Origin of the sequence: Rhodococcus sp. SORGH_AS_0303, from assembly GCF_030819335.1 — a bacterium.
In the GTDB taxonomy this organism is placed as follows: Bacteria; Actinomycetota; Actinomycetes; order Mycobacteriales; family Mycobacteriaceae; genus Rhodococcoides.
On record NZ_JAUTBO010000001.1, the window covers coordinates 1,397,081 to 1,423,326 of the forward strand.

24 protein-coding genes, 1 tRNA gene and 2 pseudogenes are annotated in these 26,246 nt (G+C 68.9%); 19 read left to right on the forward strand and 8 right to left on the reverse strand.

Features of this window, described 5'->3' with window-relative positions; all coding sequences use genetic code 11:
• Positions 1-74: 74 nt before the first annotated feature.
• From QE449_RS06510 to QE449_RS06520, 3 genes and pseudogenes are all read left to right on the forward strand, one after another.
• The gene (locus tag QE449_RS06510) at positions 75-818 is read left to right on the forward strand and encodes a GntR family transcriptional regulator (protein WP_056448583.1); all 744 of its coding nucleotides are present in this window, start codon (positions 75-77) and stop codon (positions 816-818) included.
• A gap of 123 nt (positions 819-941) precedes the next feature.
• Positions 942-1,355: pseudogene (locus QE449_RS06515) on the forward strand (SDR family NAD(P)-dependent oxidoreductase); the annotation flags it as partial.
• Between the two features lie 115 nt (positions 1,356-1,470).
• On the forward strand, positions 1,471-1,749 hold the full coding sequence (locus QE449_RS06520) for a hypothetical protein (protein WP_307109774.1): 279 nt from the start codon (positions 1,471-1,473) through the stop codon (positions 1,747-1,749).
• 10 nt (positions 1,750-1,759) lie between these two features.
• Here QE449_RS06520 and QE449_RS06525 read toward each other — a convergent pair whose 3' ends face one another.
• A complete protein-coding gene (locus QE449_RS06525) occupies positions 1,760-2,218 on the reverse strand; it encodes a PTS glucose transporter subunit IIA (protein ID WP_027507252.1) in 459 nt (152 codons plus the stop codon).
• Complete coding sequence (locus tag QE449_RS06530) at positions 2,215-2,445, reverse strand: glucose PTS transporter subunit EIIB (RefSeq protein WP_027507251.1); 231 nt, start codon at positions 2,443-2,445, stop codon at positions 2,215-2,217. The genes QE449_RS06525 and QE449_RS06530 overlap by 4 nt, the downstream gene beginning before the upstream one ends.
• A gap of 272 nt (positions 2,446-2,717) precedes the next feature.
• Between QE449_RS06530 and QE449_RS06535 the strand changes: the two genes are divergently transcribed.
• The 4 genes from QE449_RS06535 to QE449_RS06550 are packed head-to-tail and all read left to right on the forward strand — an operon-like array spanning position 2,718 to position 6,732.
• Positions 2,718-3,959, forward strand: a complete 1,242-nt coding sequence (locus QE449_RS06535) for a PTS transporter subunit EIIC (RefSeq protein WP_373428369.1) — start codon at positions 2,718-2,720, stop codon at positions 3,957-3,959.
• A complete protein-coding gene (locus tag QE449_RS06540) occupies positions 3,956-5,137 on the forward strand; it encodes an N-acetylglucosamine-6-phosphate deacetylase (RefSeq protein ID WP_027507249.1) in 1,182 nt (393 codons plus the stop codon). The genes QE449_RS06535 and QE449_RS06540 overlap by 4 nt, the downstream gene beginning before the upstream one ends.
• Positions 5,118-5,897 (forward strand): glucosamine-6-phosphate deaminase, encoded by a 780-nt coding sequence (gene nagB / locus QE449_RS06545; protein ID WP_222632735.1) that lies wholly within the window; start codon positions 5,118-5,120, stop codon positions 5,895-5,897. The genes QE449_RS06540 and nagB overlap by 20 nt, the downstream gene beginning before the upstream one ends.
• A 31-nt stretch (positions 5,898-5,928) precedes the next feature.
• A complete protein-coding gene (locus QE449_RS06550) occupies positions 5,929-6,732 on the forward strand; it encodes an SDR family oxidoreductase (RefSeq protein WP_027507247.1) in 804 nt (267 codons plus the stop codon).
• Between the two features lie 18 nt (positions 6,733-6,750).
• On the opposite strand, the gene QE449_RS06555 is transcribed toward QE449_RS06550, so the two are convergent.
• Positions 6,751-7,569, reverse strand: a complete 819-nt coding sequence (locus QE449_RS06555; RefSeq protein ID WP_307108499.1) for a shikimate 5-dehydrogenase — start codon at positions 7,567-7,569, stop codon at positions 6,751-6,753.
• A 46-nt stretch (positions 7,570-7,615) separates the two neighbouring features.
• On the reverse strand, positions 7,616-8,281 hold the full coding sequence (locus tag QE449_RS06560) for an HNH endonuclease family protein (RefSeq protein ID WP_056448586.1): 666 nt from the start codon (positions 8,279-8,281) through the stop codon (positions 7,616-7,618).
• Positions 8,282-8,414: 133 nt separating this feature from the next.
• Here QE449_RS06560 and QE449_RS06565 point away from each other — a divergent pair.
• The 7 genes and pseudogenes from QE449_RS06565 (at position 8,415) to QE449_RS06595 (ending at position 17,557) form a co-directional block, all read left to right on the forward strand.
• A pseudogene (locus tag QE449_RS06565) lies at positions 8,415-11,273 on the forward strand (DEAD/DEAH box helicase).
• Entirely contained in the window at positions 11,273-12,034 is a 762-nt protein-coding gene (locus tag QE449_RS06570; protein WP_037187418.1) for an SWIM zinc finger family protein, read from the forward strand. Before QE449_RS06565 ends, QE449_RS06570 begins: the two are co-directional and overlap by 1 nt.
• Positions 12,035-12,098: 64 nt before the next feature.
• A complete protein-coding gene (locus tag QE449_RS06575) occupies positions 12,099-13,607 on the forward strand; it encodes a CoA-acylating methylmalonate-semialdehyde dehydrogenase (protein WP_307108500.1) in 1,509 nt (502 codons plus the stop codon).
• An 11-nt stretch (positions 13,608-13,618) separates the two neighbouring features.
• Positions 13,619-14,758, forward strand: a complete 1,140-nt coding sequence (locus tag QE449_RS06580; protein WP_307109689.1) for an acyl-CoA dehydrogenase family protein — start codon at positions 13,619-13,621, stop codon at positions 14,756-14,758.
• Positions 14,755-15,864, forward strand: coding sequence for an enoyl-CoA hydratase/isomerase family protein (locus tag QE449_RS06585; protein WP_037187413.1), 1,110 nt, complete (start codon positions 14,755-14,757; stop codon positions 15,862-15,864). The genes QE449_RS06580 and QE449_RS06585 overlap by 4 nt, the downstream gene beginning before the upstream one ends.
• Positions 15,861-16,754: a 3-hydroxyisobutyrate dehydrogenase gene (gene mmsB / locus QE449_RS06590; RefSeq protein WP_307108501.1), complete on the forward strand. Its 894-nt coding sequence runs from the start codon at positions 15,861-15,863 to the stop codon at positions 16,752-16,754. Before QE449_RS06585 ends, mmsB begins: the two co-directional genes overlap by 4 nt.
• Positions 16,755-16,774: 20 nt before the next feature.
• On the forward strand, positions 16,775-17,557 hold the full coding sequence (locus QE449_RS06595; protein ID WP_373428370.1) for an enoyl-CoA hydratase: 783 nt from the start codon (positions 16,775-16,777) through the stop codon (positions 17,555-17,557).
• A gap of 69 nt (positions 17,558-17,626) precedes the next feature.
• On the opposite strand, the gene QE449_RS06600 is transcribed toward QE449_RS06595, so the two are convergent.
• The gene (locus QE449_RS06600; RefSeq protein ID WP_027507237.1) at positions 17,627-18,157 is read right to left on the reverse strand and encodes a MarR family winged helix-turn-helix transcriptional regulator; all 531 of its coding nucleotides are present in this window, start codon (positions 18,155-18,157) and stop codon (positions 17,627-17,629) included.
• Positions 18,158-18,378: 221 nt separating this feature from the next.
• Between QE449_RS06600 and QE449_RS06605 the strand changes: the two genes are divergently transcribed.
• Together QE449_RS06605 and QE449_RS06610 are read left to right on the forward strand one after the other, a co-directional pair.
• Positions 18,379-19,194 carry a hypothetical protein gene (locus QE449_RS06605; RefSeq protein WP_056448478.1) on the forward strand — a complete coding sequence of 272 codons (816 nt, stop codon included), beginning with the start codon at positions 18,379-18,381 and terminating at the stop codon, positions 19,192-19,194.
• A gap of 69 nt (positions 19,195-19,263) precedes the next feature.
• On the forward strand, positions 19,264-19,911 hold the full coding sequence (locus tag QE449_RS06610) for an alpha/beta family hydrolase (protein ID WP_307108503.1): 648 nt from the start codon (positions 19,264-19,266) through the stop codon (positions 19,909-19,911).
• Positions 19,912-19,938: 27 nt separating this feature from the next.
• Here the strand turns inward: QE449_RS06610 and QE449_RS06615 are convergent.
• From QE449_RS06615 to QE449_RS06625, 3 genes are all read right to left on the reverse strand, one after another.
• A tRNA-Arg gene (locus QE449_RS06615) sits at positions 19,939-20,011 on the reverse strand.
• 60 nt (positions 20,012-20,071) lie between these two features.
• Entirely contained in the window at positions 20,072-20,773 is a 702-nt protein-coding gene (locus tag QE449_RS06620; RefSeq protein WP_307108504.1) for a DUF305 domain-containing protein, read from the reverse strand.
• Between the two features lie 2 nt (positions 20,774-20,775).
• Positions 20,776-21,642 (reverse strand): DUF3105 domain-containing protein, encoded by an 867-nt coding sequence (locus QE449_RS06625; RefSeq protein ID WP_307108505.1) that lies wholly within the window; start codon positions 21,640-21,642, stop codon positions 20,776-20,778.
• 157 nt (positions 21,643-21,799) lie between these two features.
• Here QE449_RS06625 and argS point away from each other — a divergent pair, with 157 nt between their 5' ends.
• From argS to QE449_RS06640, 3 genes are read left to right on the forward strand one after another with little or no spacing between them, the layout of a single operon-like run.
• Positions 21,800-23,452: an arginine--tRNA ligase gene (argS, locus tag QE449_RS06630; protein ID WP_027507232.1), complete on the forward strand. Its 1,653-nt coding sequence runs from the start codon at positions 21,800-21,802 to the stop codon at positions 23,450-23,452.
• On the forward strand, positions 23,449-24,867 hold the full coding sequence (gene lysA / locus QE449_RS06635; protein WP_307108506.1) for a diaminopimelate decarboxylase: 1,419 nt from the start codon (positions 23,449-23,451) through the stop codon (positions 24,865-24,867). The genes argS and lysA overlap by 4 nt, the downstream gene beginning before the upstream one ends.
• A complete protein-coding gene (locus QE449_RS06640; protein WP_155957165.1) occupies positions 24,864-26,216 on the forward strand; it encodes a homoserine dehydrogenase in 1,353 nt (450 codons plus the stop codon). The genes lysA and QE449_RS06640 overlap by 4 nt, the downstream gene beginning before the upstream one ends.
• The last annotated feature ends 30 nt before the right edge of the window (positions 26,217-26,246 follow it).

Genomic DNA, 26,246 nt, shown 5'->3' on the forward strand with positions numbered 1-26,246 from the left:
TGGACGGGACCAGTCCGTACCGCTCGCGCCACAGATCGCTCCGGTCGCGCCGATTCTCGGGAGTACACGCCGTGGTGATGCCCGTCCACCTTCGCGACAGTGCCGTACCCAAGCACGAGCAGCTCCGCGCGATCCTGCTGCACCGGTGCACCAAGGAACTCCAGCCCGGCGATCTGATGCCGAGCGAACGGCGCCTCATGGAGGACTACGGGGTCAGTCGGATCACCGTGCGCGAGGCCATCGGTCAGCTCGTCAACGAGGGCCACCTGGTGCGGGTGCGCGGCAAGGGCACGTTCGTCGCCAGTCGGCCCGTCCAGTCGAGGCTCCACCTGGCGTCGTTCTCGGAGGAGATGCGCGCGCAGGGTCTCGAACCCACCACGGTCGTTCTCTTCGCGCGGCTCGAGGATCCGTCGGTGGCCACCATCCGTGCGCTGGACATCGCCGCGGGCGGCAAGGCGTACCACATCAAGCGGCTGCGACTGGCGGACGGAGAGCCCGTCAGCGTCGACGACGGGTGGTACGACGCCGCCGTGCTGCCGGGCCTGGTCGATCTCGATCTGAGCAAGTCCATCTACGACGCGGTGTCCTCCCACTACGGGCAGACCATCGATCGCGCCGAGCAGACGGTCAGCGCGACGGCGGCCGACAACGACACCGCGACGCTGCTGGGGACGAAGCGTGGGGCGCCGGTGCTGTACTTCGACCGGGTGTCGTTCAGCGGTGACCGGCCGATCGAACACACGGAGAGCTGGTACCGCTGCGATCGGTATCAGCTCACGATGGAGGTCCAGGGCGGGCGGCGGCCACAGCGTCGCTGACGTCCACAGCCGACAGCGTCGCCGACGCCGTTCGCTCGTACACTTCGGTCGAGGCGTTCCATCCGCAGATCGAAAGGCTCCTCCGTGCCCACTCCCCGTTCGCTCACCGGTCGCACCATCGTCGTGACGGGAGCGAGCGACGGAATCGGGCGCATCGCCGCGCGCACCCTGGCGGAACGCGGTGCGGAGGTGCTCGTCGTGGGCCGCTCACCGGAGAAGACCGCCGCCGCGGCCTCGGAGATCGGTGGTCGCGCGTTCGTGGCCGACTTCGCCTCGTTCGACGACGTGCGACGGGTCGCGGACGAGCTGCGGGATTCCGTCGATCACATCGACGTCCTGTTGAACAACGCGGGTGGAACGTTCGATCCGTCGAAGCGCACCGCCGACGGGCACGAGCCGAACGTCCAGATCAATCACCTGTCGCCGTTCCTGCTCACCCACCTGCTACTCGACCGACTCGGCGGTACGGCGGGCAGTCGCATCGTCAACACGTCGTCCGTGGGCAACCTCGGTGGACGAATCGATCTGCAGGACATGGCCTACGACCGTTCCTCGCCGGCCGAGTTCCGCGCCTACTGCACCAGCAAGCTGATGAACATCGGCGTTCACCCGCGGCGCCACGGAGCGGTGGTCCGACCGCGGCATCACGTCGGTGGCCGTCCACCCCGGAGCGGTGCGCAGCAACTTCGGCAACGCCAACGTCCTGTTCCGGGTGATCTACCGGACTCCGCTGAAGTACGTGGCCTCGATCAGTGCCGAGTCGGGCGCCGAGCCGTTGGTGTCGGTGGCCGTCGACAAGCCGGACGCCGAGGTCGCCGGGATCTACTACAGCCGCCACAAGGCTCGCGGTCGCACGAACGGGCAGGTAGACGATCCCGCCGTGGTCGACGGGCTGTGGAGAGAGTCGGAGAAGCTGGTCGGGCTGGCCTGACCCCGGCGCGTCAGAGGGTGAAGAGCGGCTCGCCGGCAGTGACGGACGACCCGACCGACGGCGTCGCGAAGGAGTCCGCGGCGGAGTCCATCACGACGACGGGGCACACGTCGTCGAATCCGGCGGCGGCGACGGCGGCCGGGTCGTAGCGCACGACGACGTCTCCAGCCGACACCGAGTCCTTCTCGGCCGCGACCAGTTCGAAACCCTCGCCCTTCATCGTCACGGTGTCGATACCGATGTGCACCAGCACTCCCTTCCTGTCCTCCGTCAGAACCACGAAGGCATGAGGGTGCAGCTTGAGGATGCGCCCGGACACGGGAGAGTGGACGTCCACCATTCCGGTCGTCGAAGCGGGTCTGACAGCCACGCCGGCGCCGACCATCTGCGAGGAGAACACCGGGTCGGGGACGTCGGCCAGTGCGATGACGGTGCCCGCGAGCGGGCTGCCCACGGCGGTGTCGGTCACAGGATGTCGTCGATGTCCTCGGCGAGGGTGTCCGCCTCGGGCCCGACGATGACCTGCACGGCCGTCCCCTTGTGGAAGACCCCGTGTGCTCCGGCGGCCTTGAGAGCGGCCTCGTTCACGAGTGCTCCGTCTCGCACCTCGGTGCGGAGCCGCGTGATGCAGGCTTCGATCTCGACGATGTTCCCGGCTCCTCCGAGCCCGGCGACGATGGCGTCCGCCTTGGACATGCGGTGCTCCTTCCGCTCGGTGACCCGCCCCCGGCGCGATGCGATGCAGGTGGGCGTGCTCACACTTTCTGTTTGACATCAGGCTGCCACCTGGTCAAACTACAACTGGTTATGACCGGACAGTACCCGTGATGGAACCGGTCCACAACACACACGAGAAGAAGGTCGCCATGGCCGGCACGACTGCCACCGGGAACACCGCACCACAGACGCCCACCGAGAAGAAGGACTCCCGCGCACTCGCCGGGTTGCAGCGATTCGGGCGCAGTCTCATGCTGCCCATCGCCGTGCTCCCCGCCGCAGGCATCCTGCTCCGCATCGGCCAGCCCGATCTGCTCGGACGCTTCACCCCGCTCGAGACCACCGCATCGGTGATCTCGGCCGCGGGGCAGTCGGTCTTCACGTGGCTTCCCCTCATCTTCGCAGTCGGCATCGCGATCGGCTGGGCGAAGAAGTCGGACGGCTCCACCGCGTTGGCCGCGGTGGTCGGTTACATGGTGGTCGACGGCGTCTTCACGGCCATGTCGCCGGTGGTGCTCGACGGCGAGGTCGACGCGAACGGCGACCCTGCCGTCATCGACTACGGCGTGCTGGCCGGCATCATCATCGGTCTGCTCTCCGCCGTTCTCTGGCAACGCTTCTACCGTCAGAAGCTGCCCGACTACCTGGGCTTCTTCAGCGGCCGACGCCTCGTCCCGATCCTGACGGCGATCACCGGTCTCGTGGTCGGCGTCCTGATGTCCTTCGTGTACCCGCTGTTCTACAGCGCCCTGAACTGGGTGGGCGCCACCGTCGCCGATCACTCCGTCGTGGGCAGCGGTATCTACGGTTTCGCCAATCGCATGCTCATCCCGACCGGCCTGCACCACATCCTCAACTCCGTCGTGTGGTTCCTCGTCGGTGACTACACGGACGCGAGCGGCCAGATCGTCCGAGGCGACCTCAACCGCTTCTTCGCCGGGGACCCGAGCGCCGGAGTGTTCATGACCGGCTTCTTCCCGATCATGATGTTCGCGCTGCCCGCCGCTGCCTTCGCGATCTACCGCAACGCGAAGCCGTCGCAGAAGAAGCTCGTCGGTGGCATCATGCTCTCGACCGGTCTCACGGCCTTCGTCACCGGTATCACCGAGCCGCTCGAGTACTCGTTCATGTTCGTCGCCTGGCCGCTCTACATCGTGCACGCGGTGCTGACCGGTACCTCGATGGCGTTGACCAACGCACTGGGCATCCACGACGGCTTCTTCTTCTCCGCGGGCGGTATCGACTACCTGCTGAACTACGGCATCGCCACCAAGGCATGGCTTCTCATCCCGATCGGCCTGGTCTACGCCGTCATCTACTACGTGCTGTTCAGCTTCGTCATCAAGAAGTGGAACCTGCGCACGCCCGGACGTGAGGACGACGTGACCCTCGACGACGCGGCGGTGACCACCGGCGCACCGGCGGCCACCACCGCATCGACGGACGCCACGACCGCGCCGACGGACAAGCCGGCCGGCGGCGGCTCGGCGTGACCCTCCTCCGCGGGCGCGTCGTCCTGGTGGACGGCGTGCTCGAGGACGGGGTGGTGGAGTTCGAGGACGATCGGATCGTCCGGGTGGGCCCGGCCCGCGGGCGGACGGACATCGCCGTCCCGCCGTCGTCCTCGACGATTCTGCCGGGCATGGTGGACGTGCACTGCCACGGCGGCGGGGGAGCAGGCTTTCCCGATGCCACGGCCGACGCCGTCGATGCCGCTGTCGCGCATCACGTGCGCAGCGGGACGACGACCATGCTCGCCTCCCTCGTGTCCGCCCCGCGCGAGGTGCTCGTCGACAGGACGACACTGCTGGCGGAGCTGTGGCGCCGCGGCGACATCGCGGGCGTTCATCTCGAGGGGCCGTTCCTCGCCCGTAGCCGTTGCGGTGCACAGGATCCGGCGGCGATCGTTCCGGGTGATCCGCGTCTCCTCGAGGCCGTGGTGACGGCCGGCGGGGGAGCCGTGCGGTCGATGACGCTGGCACCGGAGACCGCGAACCTGGACGCCCTCGCTCGGGTGATGGCCGAGAACGACATCCGTCCGAGCGTGGGCCACACCGACGCCGATGCGGCCACGGTCACGGCAGCGCTGGCGCGGCTGACCGGGCCGGTGAGCGCCACCCATCTGTTCAACGGGATGCCGCCGCTGCACCATCGGTCGCCCGGACCGGTGGCCGCGTGTCTCGCGGCGGCGGGACGCGGCGAGATGGTGCTCGAACTCATCGGTGACGGAGTGCATCTCGATTCCTGGACGGTCGCCATGGTGGTCGACCTCGTCGGACCCGACGGCATCGTGTTCGTCTCCGACGCCATGGCCGCGGCCGGGATGAGCGACGGCCCTTACCGATTGGGCTCGCTCGACGTGACGGTCGCGGACGGGGTGGCGCGCCTGACGCAGGACGGCGACGAGCCGGGAGCCATCGCGGGCGGAACGTCGACAGTCCTCGACATCGTGCGACGGGCGGTGGCCGAGTCGGGAGTCGACCTGGTGTCGGCGGTGCGCATGGGGGCGACCACACCGGCTCGGTTCCTCGGCCTGCAGGACACGGTGGGGCGCCTGGCGGCCGGGATGCGCGCGGACATCGTGATCACCGATGCCGATCTGACCGTGACGAGCGTCGTGAGGCGCGGACGAGTGGAAGTGGGTGTGCCGGATGGAGATCGTCATCCGTGACGACGCGGCGGCGGTGCACCGCACCGTGGCGGACATCGTCGAACGCAGGGTTCGGCAGGGTGCCGCGGTGCTGGGCGTGGCGACGGGGTCCACCCCGTTGGGGACGTACCGGGAGCTCGGTCGGCGGCATCGCGAGGAGGCGTTGTCGTTCGCGTCCTGCCGGGCGTTCCTCCTCGACGAGTACGTGGGTCTGCCGGCCGCCCATCCGCAGTCGTACCGTTCGGTGATCGCCACGGAGTTCGCTGCGGAGATCGACATCGACCCGGATGCCATCGACGGTCCGAACGGCGAGGCGGCGGACGTCGCGGCCGAGTGCGCTCGCTACGACGCCGCGATCGCCGCGTCGGGCGGTGTGGACGTGCAACTGTTGGGCATCGGGTCCGACGGCCACATCGGCTTCAACGAACCGGGGTCGTCGCTCGTCTCCCGCACGCGGGTCAAGACCCTCACGCGCCGCACGCGGGAGGACAACGCACGCTTCTTCCACTCCGCCGACGAGGTACCGCATCACGTGGTGACCCAGGGTCTGGGCACGATTCTCGAGGCCCGCCATCTGGTCCTCGTCGCACTCGGCGAGGGGAAGGCGGACGCTCTCGCCGCGTCGGTGGAGGGGCCGCTGGCCGCGTCCTGTCCGGCGTCGGTGATCCAGATGCATCCGCACGTGACCGTGGTCGTCGACGAGGGCGCGGCGTCGGCGCTGGGGTCGAGTGACTACTACCGGTACGCGTTGTCGGAGAAACCCACATGGCAGCACTTCTGATCGTCGGACGTCCGGTCCCTACAGTGAGCGGATGACCATGTCGACGCTGCGTACGCGTCTCACCGGATCCACCGTCCTCGTCACCGGCGCGAGCTCGGGCCTGGGTGCCGATTTCGCACGACGCTTCGCGTCCCTCGGGTGCGACGTCGTGCTCGTCGCGCGGCGACTCGATCGCCTCGAGGAGCTGGCTGCGGAGATCTCCTCCCGGCACGGTGTCACCGCCACCCCGATCGCCGCGGACCTCGCCGTGCCCGGTGCGGGATCGGCGCTGAAGGCGACTCTCGGTCACCGCGGCATCACGGTGCACTCGCTGATCAACAACGCGGGATTCGGGACGCACCAGCCGTTCGTCGAGGAGGATCCGGTGACGCTCGGCAACGAGATCGCCGTGAACATCGCTGCTGTCGTCGATCTCTCGCGTGCGTTCCTGCCGGGCATGATCGAGCACGGCGCGGGTGTGCTGGTCACGCTCGCGAGCACGGCGGCGTACCAACCGCTCCCGGGAATGGCCGTCTACGCGGCGAGCAAGGCGTTCGTGCTCAGCTTCACCGAGGCGCTGGCCGTCGAGACTCGCGGGACCGGTGTCACCGTCATGGCGGTCTCGCCGGGTCCCACCGAGACCGAGTTCTTCGAGGTGCTCGGCAGCAAGGACGCCGCGTTCGGGAAGATGCAGACGTCGGAACAGGTCATGGACACGACGTTCGCGGCGCTCGCGGCCAAGCGGCCCCCGGCCTCGGTGGTGTCCGGAGTGAACAACAAGCTGCAGTCGGCCGGTGTGCGGTTGCTCCCACGGCGCGCCGCCCTCGAGGTCACCGCCAGAATGTTCCGTGAGTAGTCGGCTGGTCGAACGACCTCAGCGCCGACTGAACTCGGAGGCCCGCTGGATCTGCTCGGTGCGCAGGCGCACGCCGGTGTACAGCGCGAATTGCTCCGCGGCCTGCAGTGCCACCACCTGCGCACCGGTGATCACGGGCTTTCCGGCGGCGCGCGCCGCGACGATCAGCGGTGTCTCTGACGGCACCGCGACCACGTCGACGACGGCGCGAGCGGCGGCGATCTGCTCGGTGGCGAACGGCAGCGCGTCGGAGTCCGGACCGCCGGCCATCCCGACGGGTGTCACGTTGACGAGGACGTCTGCCGAGACGTCGTCGGCGGTGGCCGACCAGCCGTAGCCGTACTTCTCGGCGAGAGCCGGTCCGGTTCTCTCGTTGCGCGCCACGACAGTTCCCGTGGTGAAGCCCGTGTTCCGCAGCGCGGCGACGACGGCCTTGGCCATGCCGCCACTGCCCGTGACCGCGACCGACCACGACGGGTCGAGACCGGCCTCCCGGACGAGGTCCGCGACGGCCTGGTAGTCCGTGTTGTAGGCGTGCAGCACGCCGTCCTCGTTGACGATGGTGTTCACCGAGTCGATCGCGGACGCCGAGTCGTGCATGACGTCGACGTGCTCGATGCAGGCCTCCTTGAACGGCATGGACACTCCGCAGCCGCGGATTCCGAGCGCACGGATTCCGGCGACGGCCGCGGGGAGGTCGGTGGTGGTGAACGCCTTGTAGACGAAGTTCAGATCCAGCTCGTCGTAGAGGTAGTTGTGGAACCGGGTCCCGATGTTGCTGGGCCGCCCGGACAACGACATGCAGAGCTGGGTGTCTTTGGTGAACACACGCGACATGACGGGCAGCGTAACGGTTCCGGCGACGGCTCGGGTTCGGACGGAGTCAGGGGCAGGAGTTCGACACCGTGGTCAGCACGTCCCGGTCGGCCACCGTGACGGGAAGCCCGTACCGGACGGCCACCGTGAGGAACCGCCCCGCGTAGTAGCAGTGGTACGCGCCGTTGGGAGGCATCCAGTCCGAGGGGGTCTTGTCGCTCTTCGACTGGTTCTCCGCACCCGAGACGGCCATGAGGTTGTACGTGATGTCGTTGGCGAAACGGATGCGCTGATCGAGCGGCCACTGCCAGGCGCCCATGTCCCACGCCGCCGCCAGCGGGTAGGTGTGGTCGATCTGCACGTCGCCCGCGCTCTGCTTGCTGAACGGCAGCACCGATCCCGTGAACGGATCGTTCAACGATCCCGCCACGACGACGCAGTCGTTGGTTCCCGGCCGGAACTGCACGTCGGTGAGCGCGAGCTGCAGCACGTTGTCGCGGGTGCCGCAGCCGTCGTGTCCGCCCGGACCGTCGTAGTCGTCGGTCCAGGCGGGACCGAACACGCATCCGTCCCCGGCCTTGCAACTGCGCTCGTACCCCGGCACGTCGGGCCGGGAGTCCACGACGGCGACCTGCGCGAGCAGTGACTCGATCGTCGTCGCGGGGGGACTGCCCGGTGCGGGAGTGGGCGCGCCCAGCAGCGTCGAGCAGCCGGTGAGGACAGCCAGGACCATCGCGGCGACGAGCGCGGACGCGAGACGCCGCGTCGGCCGGGTCGAGGAGAAGGTCACGAGGAGCGAGTATGCCGGGTGGGTCCGACAGGACGCGGAACGTTCTGCACAGGCCTCGCAGTGATTGGATGGCACCATGCTCCACGGCCTCTGGACCCCCGGTCGAGGCCTGATGTTGTGGGAGGACGACGACGCCCCGAGCGGCGACCGTCACTCGGCCGACACGCCGGAGCTCCCGCCTCACCTGGCCAAGGTGATGTCCCGACGGATGCGGCACCGTGCCGACGTCGCCCTGCCGACGCCGCGCGGACACGTGGCGGTGTCGATGCCGTCGATCGCGCTGGCGCCGGCGGACGCAGCGGAACTGCTGTTGCGCGTTCCGCCCCGCCACCCCGCGATCTCCGGTGATCTGCGCTATCTCGCCCTCGTGGTGGCCGGGGTGGAGCGGTGGGTCCGTGCCGCGCGAGTGGTCCCGGTGCAGGTGCGGTTCGAGTCGCAGTGGTGGCTGCGGTGGCGACTGGTCGGAGGGGAGCCACAGCGCGCGTGGCGCGCGGAACTGGCGGCCGCGATGCCGCCGGTGCAGAGTGCGGAGGGCGGTGCGCGCGCCGTCCTCGACGACCTGCTCGCCGAGGTGGCGGATCCGATCGTGCGCCGCGTCATCGGACGCCCCGGAGTCGAGCATCCGCTCCTGTGGTCCCTCGTCGAGGAGGAGCCGTACGAGGAGGGATCGGCTCGCTCCGAGGCGGCACTGGAGCAGTGGCGGGCGAGCCTGCGCGGCGACGAGCCCGAGCTGGTCCTGCGGCTCACCGAACCGGACGACGACGAGGAGACCGGGGAGCCGTTGTGGCCGCTCGAGGTGTTGCTGCGTCCGGACGGTGAGGCGCCGACGCCGGTGGTGGTGCACCGCGGCGGCGCGCCCGGTGCACACGGTGGCGGAGCGCCGGGTGTGCGGGACGCGGAACTGTTCCGGGTCGCGGTGGCGAAGCTCGGCGAGGCGATGGCCGCGTACGAGCCGCTGCGCTCGATGGCGACGGACACCGGCTCGCTCGACATGCTGCTGCCCACGGCGGCGGTGACCGACTTCGTGCTGCACGGGGTCGAGAAGCTGCGTGCCGTGTCGGTCGGGGTGCTGCTTCCGCGGGCGTGGAGTCGCCTCGACGCGTCGTTGCGGCTGAAGGTCGACTCGCCGCCGTCGCCCACCGCGGAGAACCGGGCGGTGGGGTTGGACGAGATCGTCTCGTACGACTGGCAACTGGCCATCGGCGACATGGAACTGACGCCGGAGGAGATGGCCCGGCTCGCGTCGACGAAGGGCGACCTGGTGCGACTGCGCGGCACCTGGGTGCAGGCCGACGGAACCGCCCTGAGCCGCGCGATCGAGTACGTGAAGAAGCAGAACCGGGACCGCGCCCTGCCGCTCGCCGACGTGCTGGGGCAGTTGTCCGCCGAGAAGCCGCCGCCGGTTCCCGTCGAGCGGATCGAGGCCACCGGTTGGGCGCAGAAGTTGCTCGACCCGGACCGCCGGCCGGAACCGGTGGAGGTGCCCGACTCGGTGCACGCGACGCTGCGGCCGTATCAGCAGCGCGGTGTGGAGTGGCTCGCCTTCATGAGTTCGGCCGGCCTCGGGGCGGTACTGGCCGACGACATGGGGTTGGGGAAGACGCTGCAGCTGCTGGTTCTCCTGGCGCACGAGCGATCGGTGACACCGACGTTGCTCGTCGCGCCCATGTCGGTGGTGGGCAACTGGCAGCGCGAGGCGGCGAAGTTCGTGCCGACCCTGCGCGTGCTGGTGCACCACGGGCCGGATCGCGCGACGGGGGACGACCTGACGGCTGCGGTGTGCTCGCACGATCTGGTGGTCACGACGTACGCATTGTTGGCCCGCGACGTGGGCGAACTGTCGGCGCAGACCTGGCGACGGGTGGTGCTCGACGAGGCCCAGCACGTCAAGAACAGCAGCACGGCGCAGGCCCGCGCGGCGCGGGCGATTCCCGCGGCGCACCGGATCGCGCTGACGGGCACGCCCGTGGAGAACCGATTGGACGAGCTCCGGTCGATCTTCGACTTCTGCAACCCCGGCATCCTGGGCACTCCGGCCACGTTCCGGGCACGCTTCGCGATCCCGATCGAACGCGAGAAGGAGGAGAGACCGCCGTGGCCCGGTTGCGCTCCCTCACGTCACCGTTCGTTCTGCGGCGGGTGAAGACCGACAAGACGGTCATCGCGGATCTGCCCGACAAGTTCGAGATGACCGTGCGCTCGAACCTCACCGCCGAGCAGGCGAGCCTGTACCAGGCAGTGGTCGACGAGATGATGCGGCAGATCGCCGAGAGTGAGGGCATGGCGCGCAAGGGCGCGGTGCTCGGCGCGCTGACCCGGCTCAAGCAGGTGTGCAATCACCCGGCGCACTTCCTCGACGACGGGTCGACGGTGTTGCGTCGTGGCAAGCACCGCTCCGGCAAGCTCGCACTCGTGGACGACATTCTCGACTCGGTCCTCGGCGACGGCGAGAAAGCATTGTTGTTCACCCAGTTCACGGCGTTCGGCTCGATGGTGGCGCCGTACCTCGAACGCCGGTTCGGCGTTCCCGTCCCGTTCCTGCACGGTGGTGTGAGCAAGGGCCGACGGGACGCGATGGTCGAGGATGTTCCAGTCCGCCGACGGTCCTCCGATCATGGTGCTCTCGCTCAAGGCGGGTGGCACCGGCCTCAACCTGACGGCCGCCAATCACGTGGTGCACCTGGACCGGTGGTGGAATCCGGCGGTGGAGAACCAGGCGACGGATCGCGCGTTCCGCATCGGCCAGCGCAAGGACGTCCAGGTGCGCAAGTTGTTGTGCGTCGGCACCGTGGAGGAGCGCATCGACACCATGCTCACCACGAAGAAGGATCTGGCCGATCTCGCGGTGGGCTCCGGCGAGAGTTGGATCACCGAGTTGTCGACGGGGGAGTTGCGCGATCTGCTCACGCTCTCCGAGGACGCGGTGGGCGACTGATGGCGCAGTTCGACCAGTTCGGCCCCCGGCGGCGGATCCCGGACGGCATCGCGGCGAAGACCTCTCGGGGCGCCTTCGGTCGCACGTGGTGGGGCAAGCAGTTCGTGGAGACCATCGAGTCGATCGCCGACGCCGGGCGGCTCTCGCGCGGACGGACGTACGCTCGCGGCGGGCAGGTGATCTCCCTCGAACTCCGACCGGGGCGGATCGACGGCGACGTCCAGGGCAGTCAGGTGGAGCCGTTCTCGGCGTCCGTGAGCATCGCTGTCCTGGACCCGTTCGACATGGACGCGCTGATGTCCGACGTGCAGGAGTCGCCCGGCATGCTGACCGAGCTCGCCTCCGGCTCTGTTCCGCGGGCGCTGGGGCCGCGGCTGCTGCTGTCGAGTGCGTCGCAGCTCGATTTCGACTGCACCTGTCCCGACAGCGGGTGGCCCTGCAAGCACGCCGCGGCGCTGACGTATCTCGCCGCGGAGCGGATCGACGAGGACCCGACCCGCCTGCTGGCGCTGCGCGGAGTCGACCTCGATGCCCTGGTCGGGTTCGTCGAGGACGCGGAGGCGACGGTCGATCCGGACGATCACTTCGGCGACGCGACGACGCTGCCCGCGCTGCCGGACCCGCTGTTCTCGCCGGCGTCGGACGATCTCGAGGCGTCGTTGCTGCGCATCGCGTTGCGGACTGCGGACGTCGACGAGCGCGGGGTGCGGTCCGCGATGGCGGAGCTCGATGCGCTCTATCGGCGGATGGGCGGGGCGTGATCCTGGACATACATGGACGTCCGACTATAGGATCACCTCACTCAACGACGACGAAGGTGGATCCGTGACCCGAGAACTGACGCACTACATCGGTGGACAGCACGTGGCGGGGGAGTCGGGCCGTTTCGCCGACGTCTTCGACCCGAACACCGGCAAGGTGCAGGCCCGCGTTCCGCTCGCCAGTACGGCGGAGGTCGAGGCGGCCGTGGCGAACGCCGAGGAGGCGCAGGTCGAGTGGGCGCTGCAGAACCCGCAGAAGCGTGCCCGCGTCCTGATGCGCTTCCTGGCCCTGATCAACGAGAACATGGAGCCGCTCGCCCAGTTGCTCTCGTCCGAGCACGGCAAGACCGTGGCCGACGCCAAGGGCGACATCCAGCGCGGACTCGAGGTCGTCGAGTTCGCCACCGGCATCCCGCATCTGCTCAAGGGTGAGTTCACGGCGAGTGCCGGAACGGGTATCGACGTGTACTCGATGCGTCAGCCTCTCGGTGTCGTCTCCGGCATCACCCCGTTCAATTTCCCCGCGATGATCCCGCTGTGGAAGGCCGCGCCCGCCATTGCCTGCGGCAACGCGTTCATCCTCAAGCCGTCCGAGCGGGACCCCTCCGTGCCGCTGCGGTTGGCCGAACTCTTCCTCGAGGCCGGTGGCCCTCCCGGAATCTTCAACGTCGTCAACGGTGACAAGGAAGCAGTCGACGCGATCCTGACCGACCCGCGCGTCAGCGCGGTGGGCTTCGTCGGCTCCACGCCCATCGCCCAGTACATCTACGAGACGGCGGCGGCGCACGGCAAGCGCGCCCAGTGCTTCGGCGGAGCGAAGAACCACGCCATCGTCATGCCCGACGCCGATCTCGACGAGGTGGCCGATGCGCTGATCGGTGCCGGCTACGGCAGTGCGGGTGAGCGCTGCATGGCCATCTCCGTGGCCGTGCCCGTCGGCGAGGAGACCGCGGAGGCCTTGCGCGTCAAGCTGGTCGAGCGCGTCGAGAAGCTCAGCGTCGGACGCAGCGACGATGCGGGCAGCGACTTCGGACCGCTCATCACGGCCGAGGCCGTCCAGCGTGTCACGGACTACGTGCAGATCGGTGTCGACGAGGGTGCGGACCTGGTGGTCGACGGCCGAGGCTTCTCCCTCGCCGGCCACGAGAACGGGTTCTTCACCGGCGCAACGCTGTTCGACAAGGTGACGACGGACATGCGCGTCTACAAGGAGGAGATCTTCGGACCGGTGCTGCAGATCGTGCGTGCGGCCGACTACGAGGAGGCCCTGCGCCTGCCGTCGGCTCACGAGTACGGCAACGGTGTCGCGATCTTCACGCGCGACGGTGACACGGCGCGCGACTTCACCGCGCGGGTCAACGTCGGCATGGTCGGCGTCAACGTTCCCATTCCGGTGCCGATCGCGTACCACACCTTCGGTGGCTGGAAGCGGTCCGGATTCGGCGACCTCAATCAGCACGGCCCGGATTCGGTGCGGTTCTACACCAAGACCAAGACGGTCACCCAGCGGTGGCCCAGCGGCCGCAAGGAAGCTGTGGCGCAGAACCACTTCGTCATCCCGACGATGGACTGACGGTGGCGGACATCTTCGCGCTCGACGAGGACGAGCGCGCGATCAGCGAGACGGCAGCGGATTTCGCCGCGGAGTTCCTCGCTCCGAACGCCGTGGAGTGGGACCGGACCAAGCACTTCCCGGTCGACGTCCTGCGCAAGGCCGCCGCACTCGGTATGGGCGGGATCTACATCGCCGAGGACGTCGGCGGCTCCGGTCTGCGCCGCGTCGACGCCGTGCGGATCTTCGAGAAGCTCGCCGCAGGTGATCCGTCGATCTCCGCGTACCTGTCGATCCACAACATGGTGGCGTGGATGATCGACACCTACGGCTCCGACGATCAACGGCGACAGTGGCTTCCGGCTCTGTGCTCGATGGAGACCCTGGGCAGCTACTGCCTCACCGAACCGGGCGCCGGATCCGACGCGGCCGCGCTGTCGACCAAGGCGGTGCGCGACGGGGACACCTACGTCCTGAACGGCGTGAAGCAGTTCATCTCGGGTGCCGGCGAGTCCGCCGTCTACGTGGTCATGGCACGCACCGGCGGGCCCGGCCCGTCCGGCATCTCCGCGTTCGTCGTCGAGAAGGACACGCCGGGACTGTCGTTCGGCGCCAACGAGGCCAAGATGGGCTGGAACGCGCAGCCCACCCGCCAGGTGATCCTGGAGGACGTCACGGTGCCGGCCGACAATCTGCTCGGCGGCGAGGGCAACGGGTTCCGCATCGCGATGAACGGCCTCAACGGCGGTCGCATCAACATCGCGGCCTGCTCGCTGGGCGGCGCGACGGCGGCGTTCGACGCCGCGGTGTCCTACCTCGCCGACCGTCGTGCGTTCGGATCACGGCTGCTCGACGCGCAGGCACTGCAGTTCCGCCTGGCCGACATGCGGACAGATCTCGAGGCGGCCCGGGTCCTGCTCCTGCGGGCCGCGAGTGCTCTCGACGCCGATGCTCCCGACAAGGTGCAGCTGTGTGCGATGGCGAAGAAGTTCACCACCGACGTGGGGTTCACCGTGGCCAACGACGCGCTCCAGTTGCTCGGTGGCTACGGCTATCTCAGTGAGTACGGTCTGGAGAAGATCGTCCGCGATCTCCGAGTGCACCAGATCCTGGAAGGAACGAACGAGGTCATGCGAATCGTCATCGCCCGATCGGTGGTGGGTGCCGCGTGAGCGACACCGCCGCGGAGAACTCCGACGTCCTGCTGACGGTCGACCGCGGGGTCGCCACGGTCACCCTGAACCGGCCGCGCGCGATCAACGCGCTCAGCCACGCGATGGTGCGCGACATCGACGCGGCTCTCGTGCGGTGGGAGGACGACCCGTCGGTGCGCGCCGTGCTGATCACCGGCAACGGTGAGCGTGGACTGTGCGCCGGCGGCGACATCGTCGCGATCCACGACGACGCGAAGGCGAAGGCGGGCGAGAACTGGCCGACGGGGTCCGCCACCGCGCAGTTCTGGCGGGACGAGTACGTCATGAACTCGCGGATCAACCGGTACGGCAAGCCGATCGTCGCTCTGATGGACGGTGCGGTGATGGGCGGCGGAGTGGGAATCTCCGCTCACGCGACGGTCCGCATAGTGACGGAGAAGTCGAAGGTCGCGATGCCCGAGGTCGGCATCGGCTTCGTTCCGGACGTCGGCGGGACGTATCTCCTCGCCCGGACGCCCGGCGAGATCGGCACTCACCTCGCGTTGACCACCGCGCGCATGACGGCGGGCGACGCCGTCGCTGCCGGATTCGCCGACCACTTCGTGCCCACCGAGGATCTGCCGGCGTTCGTCGAAGCCCTGCACACGGGCACCGTCGACACCGCGCTGTCGCTCGTCTCGCCCGTTCCCGAGTCGGCTCTGGCGGCGCAGCGTGAGTGGATCGACGCGGCCTACACGGGCGACGACGCGGCGAGCATCGTCGCGCGGTTACGTGCCGACGGCCGCGACGAGGCCGTCGCTGCGGCCGACGCGATCGAGGCGAAGTCCCCCACGTCGGTGGCGGTCACGCTCCGCTCACTGCGCCGCGCGGCCGCGGCGTCGTCCCTGGACGAAGTCCTCGACGACGAGTACCGCGTGTCCATCGCCTGCCTGGACAGCCCCGACCTCGTCGAGGGCATCCGCGCGCAGGTGGTGGACAAGGATCGTCGACCGCGCTGGCGGCCTGCCCATCTCGACGACGTCACCACCTCCGACGTCGATCGTTTCTTCGCACCGCTCGGCGACGCCGAGTTGGGTCTGACGTCCGCTGCGGCGGACTCCGTCTCGAAAGGACCACAATCGTGAGCACCGTGATCGCCTTCCTGGGGCTGGGGCACATGGGCGGGCCGATGGCGGCCAACCTCGCCGCGGCCGGCCACGACGTCCGAGGCTTCGACCTCGTTCCCGCCTCGCTCGACCAGGCGCGGGAGAAGGGCATCACGGTCGCCGAGTCGGCCGCCGACGCCGTGGCGGGTGCCTCGGTGGTGGTGACGATGTTGCCCAGTGGCAAGCACGTCCTCGACTGCTATGCCGACGTCGTCCCCGCTGCCGGCGCCGGCACGCTGTTCATCGACTCCTCGACCATCGACGTGGCCGATGCCCGTACGGCGGCCGACGTCGCGCGGGCCGCGGGCCACCGCGCCGTCGACGCTCCCGTCTCGGGCGGCGTCGGTGGAGCCACCGCGGGCACGCTGACGTTCATGGTCGGGGGCGACGACGCTGCCGTCGCCGAGGCGAATCCGCTGCTCGAGATCATGGGTCGCAAGATCGTGCACTGCGGACAGAGCGGCAACGGCCAGGCGGCCAAGCTGTGCAACAACATGATTCTCGGGGCCTCCATGATCGCCGTCAGCGAGGCCTTCGTGCTCGGGGAGAAGCTGGGGCTGACCAATCAGGCACTGTTCGACGTCGCCAGCACGGCATCGGGACAGTGCTGGGCGTTGACCACCAACTGTCCCGTTCCGGGACCGGTGCCGACGAGTCCCGCGAACAACGACTACACGCCGGGATTCGCCGCCGCGTTGATGCGCAAGGATCTGGGTCTCGTGTCGGAGGCCGTGCGCGCCAACGGTGTCGAGGCGCAGCTGGGCATGCTGGCCTCGGCGATGTACGAGGCGTACGCCGCCGAGCACGGGGACAGGGACTTCTCCGGCATCGTGCAGGACATCCGTGAGCGTTCGGGCGGTACCGCGTGAGCGACGTCGGGACGCCGAAAGTGGAGACGCAGCAATTCGAGACGATCACGGTCGAGACCAGGGGCCGCGTCGGCGTCATCACGCTGAACCGGCCGAAGGCGCTGAACGCGTTGAACTCTCAGCTGATGACCGAGGTGGTCGAGGCTGCCGTGGCGTTCGATCGTGATCCGGCGATCGGGGCGATCGTGGTGACCGGTTCCGAGAAGGCGTTCGCGGCCGGTGCCGACATCAAGGAGATGCAGTCCAAGACCTACATGGAGGTCTACACGCAGGACTTCTTCTCCGAGTGGGACGCGTTCGCCGCAGTGCGCACACCGACCATCGCCGCCGTGGCGGGTTACGCCCTCGGTGGGGGTTGCGAGCTGGCCATGATGTGCGACATCTTGATCGCAGCGGACACGGCTCAGTTCGGCCAACCGGAGATCGCTCTGGGGGTGATCCCCGGAATCGGTGGCTCCCAACGGTTGACCCGTGCCGTCGGCAAGGCCAAGGCCATGGAGATGTGTCTGACCGGCCGCAAGATGGGCGCCGAGGAGGCGGAGCGAGCAGGGCTCGTGTCGCGGATCGTGCCGGCGGCCGATCTGCTCGCCGATGCGCTGGAGACGGCCGAGACGATCGCCGCGAAGTCGCTGCCCATCGCTGTCATGGCGAAGGAAGCCGTGAATCGGGCGTTCGAATCGACTCTGGCGGAGGGTGTTCTGTTCGAACGTCGCTTGTTCCACTCGACGTTCGCCACCGACGATCAGACCGAGGGCATGACCGCCTTCACCGAGAAGCGTCAGCCGGTGTTCCGCCACCGCTGATCCGGCCGTACCGAGATCCGGTGCGACACTCCTCGCCCGAGCGAGGGGAGTGGCACCGGATCTCTGCTGTCACCAGCCGGACGTGTCCTCGTCGTCGAAGTCCCCGGCGCGCCGCCGGACCCCTGCGAGGATGGACACCAGTCTGTCCAGATCCGCACCCGCGACTCCGGGGAGCCCGAACACGCGGTCGTTGAGATCTTCCGTCGCCTTGACCGCCAATTGCCGTCCCGCCTCGGTGATCTCGACGAGTGTGGTGCGGCGATCCGTGGGGTGCGGTACCCGCGTGACCAGGTCCGCCTTCTCCAACCTGTCGACGGCGTTGGTCACCGAGGTGGGATGGACCTGCAGGCGTGCGCTGGCTTTCGCCATCGGCAGGGCGCCGGTCTTCGTGAAGGTGAGCAGGGTGAGCAACTCGTAGCGAGCGAAGGTCAGCCCCGTGGGTTTGAGGACCTCTTCGACGCGCGCCATCATGATCTGTTGGACGCGCATGATGGACGTGACCGCGGCCATGCCGTCGGCGGCGTCCGACCATCCGTGGCGGATCCACTGACGGTGAGCTTCCGCGATGGGGTCCAGCGGAAGCTTCGGCGCTGACGACATGGGTCGATCTTCCCACGTTCGCACGGTGGATCGACTCGGCTCACGACCGAGTCGATCGCCACATCCGTCACATCTGCATCATGCGACACTTTGGTATCAATGCAGTCTCGACGACCGTGACCTGACGAAACCCGTGATCGAATCGGACCACACGGTTCCCACGGGACCGCACGCGCATCTCGATCCCGAGATCGTCGACCCCGAGCCATTCAGGAGCATGCATGCGTACATTCCGTCGGCCTCGTCGAACGGTGGCCGCCCTGGCCATCGCCTGCGCCGGAGCGCTCGCGCTGCCGGCCGTCGCCTCTGCCGATCCGGCACCCGCTCCGGACCCGTTCCAGCAGGCGCTGGCCACTCTCGAGGGATCCGCTGAGCCGGGGGACGTCGCCCTCGAGGCGGCGCGCGCCGTGCTGGGTGCTGCACCGTCGGTCGATGTCGCGGAGCCCGCCGGTACGAACCCGCTGGCGCTGCTGGACGCTGCGAACGGACTGCTCGGCGGCTTCGGTCTCACGCCGTTCTTCTACCCGACGGCCGCGATCAACTGCTCCGCGCTCCCGGGTGCGCCGCTCGGCATCGTGCCCGCGGTCGCCGGTTCGGCTCCCGGCCCGTACACGCCGAAGGTGCCGGGTGTCACCATTCCGACACTGCCCGGGATCGACACCACGATCGCCGATCCGGGCGAGACGCTGTACGCCTTCGTTCCGGCGCCCGGCGGCATCGTGAACGACGGTGCGAACAAGTCCGGCATGCAGGTGGCGTGGTTCAACGTCAACACGCTGAAGGGTGGCTTCGCCGACATGGGTGGTCTCACCGACGTCGTCCTCGCGGAGATCATCGAGCCACTGGGTGAACCGTTCCGTTCCATCGGACGCGACCTGCTGACGAACAACCTCTCGAAGTTCCCCAATGCCGGTGTGCGCCTGGCACCCGTCGCCACGGGCTCGGGCACCGTGTTGTCGGCGATCTTCGGCCAGGTCTCGCACGACGGCAAGACCTGCGCGTTCTTCCCAACGGTGGGGCTCACTCAGGTTCCCTGACACCGGACGCACGAGAAGAACGGGCATCGACCACTGTGGTCGGTGCCCGTTCTGCGTTACGGTCGCGGCATGACGGAGGGAACGGTGCGGGAGTGGCGAGCCGACGGGATCCACGGCGTCGTCCACGAACCTGCCGGCGCACCCGTCGCGACGGCCGTGCTCGCCCACGGTGCGGGAAGCAACTGCGACGCAGCGATTCTGGTGGCCGTGGCCACCGAGCTCGCGGACCGTGGGGTACTGACGGCGCGGATCGATCTCCCGTTTCGTCAGGCTCGGCCCAAGGGCCCTCCGAACCGAGCGGGCGCCGCCGCGGATCGTGCCGGTATCGCCGCCGCGGTGCGGGCGCTGGATGCGCGGGGACCGGTGATCGTCGGGGGTCACTCGTACGGCGGCCGTCAGGCCTCGATGCTCCTCGCCGAGGACCCCGCCATCGCGGACGCTCTTCTCGCACTGTCCTATCCGCTGCACCCGCCGACGAAGCCGGACACCCTGCGGACCGAGCACTTCCCGGGCATCGCCGCTCCGACCGTGATCGTGCACGGCTCGCGGGACCCGTTCGCCACCGGCGACGAACTGCGCGAGCACACGACGCGGATCGGGGGAGCGGTGACCATCGTGACGATCGAGGCTGCGGGACACGACCTGGCGCCTGCGAGGAAACCGACGGCCCGGCTGACGGCCGACGCCGTGATGACGGCGCTCCTGGCGAACGACTGACGGTGCTCGCACCGGGCGAGTGATGGGTGCCCCCGGCAGGATTCGAACCTGCGGCCTTCCGCTCCGGAGGCGGACGCTCTATCCCCTGAGCTACGGGGGCGCACCGGAGCGAACTCCGATGTGCCGTTTCGGGCGGTGCCAACAGTAGCGCATCACGCGATCAGAGCGGAGCAGCACCCTTCTCGGTGAGCATCTGCGTCATCAGCTGAGCCTCCGAGGTCTGGGTGTTCACCATCGTCTGCGCGAGATTGCGCACCGCGGGCGTCTCCGCGTGCACCGCGCCGTACTCCATCATCGGCAGACCACCCTCGTGGTGGCGCAGCATCAACTGGAGGAACAGCACGTCCAGTGCCGGACCGGTGGCGGCGCGCAGCGCCGTCATGTCCTGTGTGCTCGCCATACCCGGCATGGTCTGCACGGGACCGGTGGACGAGCCGGACCCGGACATGGACGACATGGACGAGCCGGACATGGAGTGTCCGCCGTCCTCCGTCATCCAGCCCATGTAGCCGCCCGTCGGCAACGGAGCGGCGTCCCAGAGCGCCAGCCAGCCCTGCATCTGCCCGGCCTGGTTCTGCTGTGTCGTGAGGATGTCGTACGCGAGATTCTTGACCAGCGGATCGGAGGCGCCACTGAGTGCGATGGTCGCCATCTCGATCGCCTGGTTGTGGTGCACGGTCATGTCCTGCGAGAACCCGACGTCGACCGAATCGGCGCCCGGTGTGGGTGCCGGATCGTCCCGCAACGGGGTTTGCGCGAGGAAGCCGACGGCGAACCCGATGACGAGCAGGGCCACCGCGCCCAGGACCAGCAGCGCCGATCGCTGACTCCGCTGCTCCGTGGGCCGCTCCTCCGTCGTCACGCTCACGGTGTGGGCACTGCCGCGCCGTCGGTGGGCAGGCCCAGCCCGCCCGGGAGCTGACCCGCACCCGTCTCGGAGGCGTCGGGGGTCAGGCCCTCGCCACTCATCGGCACCGCGTCGGGGCCCGGTGCACTGCCGTCGAACGGCGGCGGGTTGTCCTGGTCGAAGGTCTCCGGCGTCGTGGAGCAGCTCGCGCCGACCTCGGGGTAGGCGTAGCGGTTCAGGCGCAGTGCGGCGATGAAGTGGTCGATCCGGGGGTCGTCGACGCTGTCGAGCTTGAGCTGGTGGCCCCACGACTGCAGCGAGATCGGGGAGTCGAGTCCGGGGTAGGCGGACATGAGCATGTACTGCTGGTTCTCGACCTTGGCGGCCAGCGTCGAGATCTGGTCCTCGCTCAGGTCGTCCGGGTTGTAGGCGATCCAGACGGCGCCGTGCTCGAGCGAGTGCACGGCGTTCTCGGTGCGCAGACCGTCCGGGTAGACCGTGCCCATGCAGTTGGCCCACACCTGGTCGTGCGGGCCACCGAACGGCGGCGACTGGTCGTAGGCGACACGCTGCGAGCCGGTGACGTGCAGCGCAGCGGGATAGTCCTGCGTGACCACGCCGTCGATGCCGGTCGACGGGTCCTGGTTCTCCTCGGTGGGAGCGAAGCGCTGCGCCTCGGCGCGGTCCTGGTACTTGGGCACCAGGTTCCAGGCCAGGGCGCCGATCAGCGCGATGACCACGACGGATGCCGCCACCGTCAGCCACGGGATCTGGCGCCGCTTGCCCGATCCCACGCTGGAGGGGACACCACCCTTGTTCCGGGTGCCGGTCTTGCTGGCAGCCTTGATGGCCTTGGCTGACTTCTTGTCGGAACCGCTTGGCATGGTCGGAGCGCTCTTTCGATCGAGGAGATGAGTGGCCGCCTACTCGAGGCAGCCCCACTGTACGGAGGGAGTCTGAGCCCTCGCTGAAGCGCTCCCGTCGGACCCACCGGTGACCGCGGTCGGGGTGCTGTGCAGCGAGACCATAGGATAAGGCCCCGTGACTCCCGCCGACCTCGCCGAACTGCTGCATGCCACCGCAGCGGCCGTGCTCACCGAGCACGGACTCGATCCTGCCGTGTTGCCCGCGACGGTGACGGTGGACCGCCCGCGCAATCCCGAGCACGGCGACTACGCGACCAACGTCGCGATGCAGGTGGCCAAGAAGGCGGGCGTCAGCCCCCGCGACCTGGCGACCTGGCTCGCGGACGCTCTGGCCGGTGCCGACGCTGTCGAGGCCGTCGACGTGGCCGGTCCCGGATTCCTCAACATCCGGCTCGCGAAGTCCGCTCAGGGCGCCATCGTGGAGCGCGTGCAGCGCGAGAACGATCGCTACGGCTGGTCCGACGAGCTCACCGGGACCTCGATCAACCTGGAGTTCGTCTCGGCGAACCCCACGGGTCCCGTGCACCTGGGCGGCGCCCGCTGGGCCGCGGTGGGCGACGCCCTGGGGCGCATCCTCACCTCGCGGGGTGCCGCGGTCACCCGCGAGTACTACTTCAACGATCACGGCGCGCAGATCGATCGGTTCGCACGCTCGCTGGTCGCCTCGGCGCTGGGTCTGCCCGCTCCGGAGGACGGCTACGCGGGCGAGTACATCGCCGAGATCGCCGCGGCCGTCGTCACGCAGCGACCGGACGTGATGGGTCTGCCCGACGACGAGCGGCAGGAGGTGTTCCGAGCCCTCGGCGTCGACGCGATGTTCACGAAGATCAAGTCGGACCTGCACGAGTTCGGCACCGACTTCGACGTGTACTTCCACGAGAACTCGCTCTTCGAGTCCGGCGCGGTCGAGCGCGCTGTGGAGACGCTGAAATCCTCGGGCAACCTGTACGAGAAGGACGGGGCCTGGTGGCTCCGCAGCACCGAGTACGGCGACGACAAGGATCGCGTCGTGGTCAAGAGCGACGGCAACGCCGCGTACATCGCCGGCGACATCGCCTACTTCCAGGACAAGCGATCTCGCGGGTTCGACCTGTGCATCTACATGCTCGGCGCGGACCACCACGGCTACATCGGTCGGCTCAAGGCGGCTGCCGCAGCCTTCGGCGACGATCCGGCGACCGTGGAGGTGCTGATCGGTCAGATGGTCAACCTCGTCCGCGACGGTGTCGCCGTGAAGATGAGCAAGCGTGCGGGCACGGTGATCTCTCTCGACGACCTCGTGGAGGCCATCGGGATCGACGCCGCGCGGTACGTGATGGTGCGGTCGTCGGTCGACTCGTCGATCGACATCGATCTCGCGCTGTGGGCGAGCCGGAGCAACGACAACCCGGTGTACTACGTGCAGTACGCCCACGCCCGGTTGTGTTCTCTCGCCCGCGGTGCCGAGGAACTGGGCGTCTCCGCCGCGGATCCCGACTTCGCGCTGCTGACCCATGCCGCGGAAGGTGACCTCGTCCGTACCGTCGGGGAGTTCCCCCGCGTCGTCGCCAGTGCGGCGGGGCTGCGCGAACCCCACCGGATCGCCCGGTACCTCGAGGAGTTGGCGGGTGCCTATCACCGGTTCTACGGAGCGTGTCGAGTACTTCCCCGAGGAGACGAGGATCCGATGCCCGTCCACACAGCGCGGCTCGCCCTGGGCGACGCCACCCGGCAGGTCCTGGCCAACGGCCTGGCCATGCTCGGTGTCAGTGCACCGGAGAAGATGTGAGCGCGCATCCCGCCGGGCCGCGGCACGCCGAGCAGTCGGGCCCCGGCACCCCGGAGCGTCCGGCGGACAGCGCGGCACTCACGGACCTTCATCCGAAGGTGTTCCCCCGCAACGCAGCTCGTGGTGACGACGGCGTCGTGACGCTGGCCGGTGTTCCGGTGACGGAACTCGCCGCCACGTACGGCACGCCGCTGTTCGTCATCGACGAGGACGATTTCCGGTCGCGCTGCCGCGAGATGGCGGAGGCGTTCGGTGCCCCCGAGCGGGTGCACTACGCGTCCAAGGCCTTCCTGTGTGGGGAGATCGCTCGCTGGGTCGCGGACGAGGGTCTGTCCCTCGACGTGTGCTCGGGCGGCGAGCTGGCGATCGCACTGAACGCGGGCTTCCCGGCGAACCGGATCGCGATGCACGGCAACAACAAGTCACGGGCCGAACTGGAGGCGGGAGTGCGCGCCGGTGTCGAGCACGTCGTGCTGGACTCGATGATCGAGATCGACCGGCTCGACGAGGTCGCTGCCGCGGCGGGAACGGTGCAGGACGTCCTGATCCGCATCACCGTCGGGGTCGAGGCACACACGCACGAGTTCATCGCCACCGCCCACGAGGACCAGAAGTTCGGCTTCAGCCTGTCCGACGGCAGCGCGCTCCGGGCCGTCAGTCGGGTGTTCGAGACCGACAATCTGCGCCTCGTCGGCCTGCACTCGCACATCGGATCCCAGATCTTCGAGGTCGACGGGTTCGAGCTCGCGGCTCACCGCGTGATCGGGTTGCTGCGCGACATCAAGGCCGAGTTCGGCACCGCGAAGACCTCGCAGATCACCGTGGTCGATCTCGGCGGCGGCATGGGCATCCACTACGTGCCGGGGGACAACCCGCCTCCCGTGCAGGATCTGGCCGCCAAGCTCGCCCACATCGTCGAGTCCGAGTCGGCGGCCGCCGGGATCCCTACTCCGACACTGGCAGTGGAGCCCGGACGCGCGATCGCGGGACCGGGCACCGTGACGCTGTACGAGGTGGGCACCGTCAAGGACGTCACCGTCGACAGCACCCACACGCGCCGCTACATCAGCGTCGACGGGGGCATGAGCGACAACATCCGGACCTCGCTCTATCAGGCCGAGTACGTCGGCCGCCTCGCGTCGCGTACGTCGGAGGCTCCGGCCGTTCTGGCCCGGATCGTCGGAAAGCACTGCGAGAGTGGCGACATCGTCATCCGCGACACGTGGCAGCCCGAGGATCTCGGTCCCGGTGACCTGTTCACCGTGGGCGCGACGGGTGCGTACTGCTACTCGATGTCGTCCCGGTACAACCTTCTGCCCCGTCCGGCCGTCGTCGCCGTGCGGGACGGGCAAGCGCGGCTGGTACTCCGCCGCGAAACGTTCGACGACCTGCTCAGCTTGGAGGTAGACCGGTGACCGCTCCAGAATCGTCAGTGTCGTCGGAGGCCGCGGCCTTCGTCAGTCCCGTGGACAAGCCGATCGGCGTCGCCGTCCTCGGTATGGGGAACGTCGGCAGCGAGGTCGTGCGCATCCTGCTCGATCACGCCACCGATCTCACCGCCCGCGTCGGTGCGCCGCTCGTGCTGCGGGGAGTCGCGGTGCGCGACATCGGCAAGGACCGCGGCATCGACCCCGACCTGCTGACCACCGACGTGCGCGCACTCGTCGCGCGCGACGATGTCGACCTGGTGGTCGAGGTGCTCGGCGGCATCGAGCCGGCCCGCGAACTGATCCTCGCCGCGCTCAACGCCGGCAAGTCGGTCGTCACGGCCAACAAGGCACTCCTCGCCGAGTACACCGGTGAGTTGGCCGACGCCGCCGAGAGCCACCGCGCCGACCTGTACTTCGAAGCCGCTGTGGCAGGGGCCATTCCGGTGGTCCGGCCGCTGATGCAGTCTCTCGCCGGCGACCGGGTGAACCGTGTCATCGGCATCGTCAACGGCACGACGAACTTCATCCTCTCGGCCATGGACGAGACGGGTGCGGACTACGCGGACACGCTCGCGGAGGCGGGACGGCTGGGATACGCGGAGGCGGATCCGACGGCCGACGTCGAGGGCTTCGATGCTGCGGCGAAGGCCGCCATCCTGGCCTCGCTCGCGTTCCACACGCGGGTCACCTCGGCCGACGTACACCGCGAAGGGATCTCCTCGATCACCGCGGCGGACATCGCCACCGCGCGTGCGTTCGACTGCACCGTCAAGCTTCTCGCGCTGTGCGAGCGTGTGAGTGACGACGACGGCAACGACCGCATCTCCGTCCGCGTCTACCCGTCGCTCGTACCGCTGTCGCACCCGCTCGCCTCGGTGTCGGGTGCCTTCAACGCCGTCGTGGTCGAAGCCGAGGCCGCGGGACGGCTCATGTTCTACGGCCAGGGTGCGGGCGGCGCTCCCACCGCGTCCGCCGTCATGGGCGACCTGGTGATGGCGGCGCGCAACAAGTTCTACGGCGGCCGTGGACCCGGGGAGTCGACGTACGCCAAGCTCCCCGTCGCACCCATGGGGGACACCCCCACGCGGTACCACGTCAACATGCAGGTCGCGGATCGCGCCGGAGTGCTCTCCGCCGTCGCGGCCGAGTTCGCCAAGAACGACGTCAGCATCTCCACGGTGCGCCAGGAGGGCGCGAGCAAGCATGCCCGTCTCGTCGTCGTCACGCACCGCGCCAAGGACTCGGCTCTGGCGGCCACCGTGGACGCGCTGAAGGAACTCGACATCGTCACCGCCGTCACCAGCGTTCTCCGACTCGAGGGAACGTCCGAATGATCGGGATCTCGATGGCGGAATCGACTGTGG

Excerpts from the sequence above, each read along its gene's own strand:
- QE449_RS06530 (WP_027507251.1), bottom strand. The coding sequence starts at position 2,445 with ATGTCCAAGGCGGACGCCATCGTCGCCGGGCTCGGAGGAGCCGGGAAC.
- QE449_RS06535 (WP_373428369.1), top strand. The coding sequence starts at position 2,718 with ATGCTGCCCATCGCCGTGCTCCCCGCCGCAGGCATCCTGCTCCGCATC.
- nagB (WP_222632735.1), top strand. The coding sequence starts at position 5,118 with ATGGAGATCGTCATCCGTGACGACGCGGCGGCGGTGCACCGCACCGTG.
- QE449_RS06550 (WP_027507247.1), top strand. The coding sequence starts at position 5,929 with ATGACCATGTCGACGCTGCGTACGCGTCTCACCGGATCCACCGTCCTC.
- QE449_RS06555 (WP_307108499.1), bottom strand. The coding sequence starts at position 7,569 with ATGTCGCGTGTGTTCACCAAAGACACCCAGCTCTGCATGTCGTTGTCC.
- QE449_RS06560 (WP_056448586.1), bottom strand. The coding sequence starts at position 8,281 with ATGGTCCTGGCTGTCCTCACCGGCTGCTCGACGCTGCTGGGCGCGCCC.
- QE449_RS06570 (WP_037187418.1), top strand. The coding sequence starts at position 11,273 with ATGGCGCAGTTCGACCAGTTCGGCCCCCGGCGGCGGATCCCGGACGGC.
- QE449_RS06600 (WP_027507237.1), bottom strand. The coding sequence starts at position 18,157 with ATGTCGTCAGCGCCGAAGCTTCCGCTGGACCCCATCGCGGAAGCTCAC.
- QE449_RS06605 (WP_056448478.1), top strand. The coding sequence starts at position 18,379 with ATGCGTACATTCCGTCGGCCTCGTCGAACGGTGGCCGCCCTGGCCATC.
- QE449_RS06610 (WP_307108503.1), top strand. The coding sequence starts at position 19,264 with ATGACGGAGGGAACGGTGCGGGAGTGGCGAGCCGACGGGATCCACGGC.
- QE449_RS06625 (WP_307108505.1), bottom strand. The coding sequence starts at position 21,642 with ATGCCAAGCGGTTCCGACAAGAAGTCAGCCAAGGCCATCAAGGCTGCC.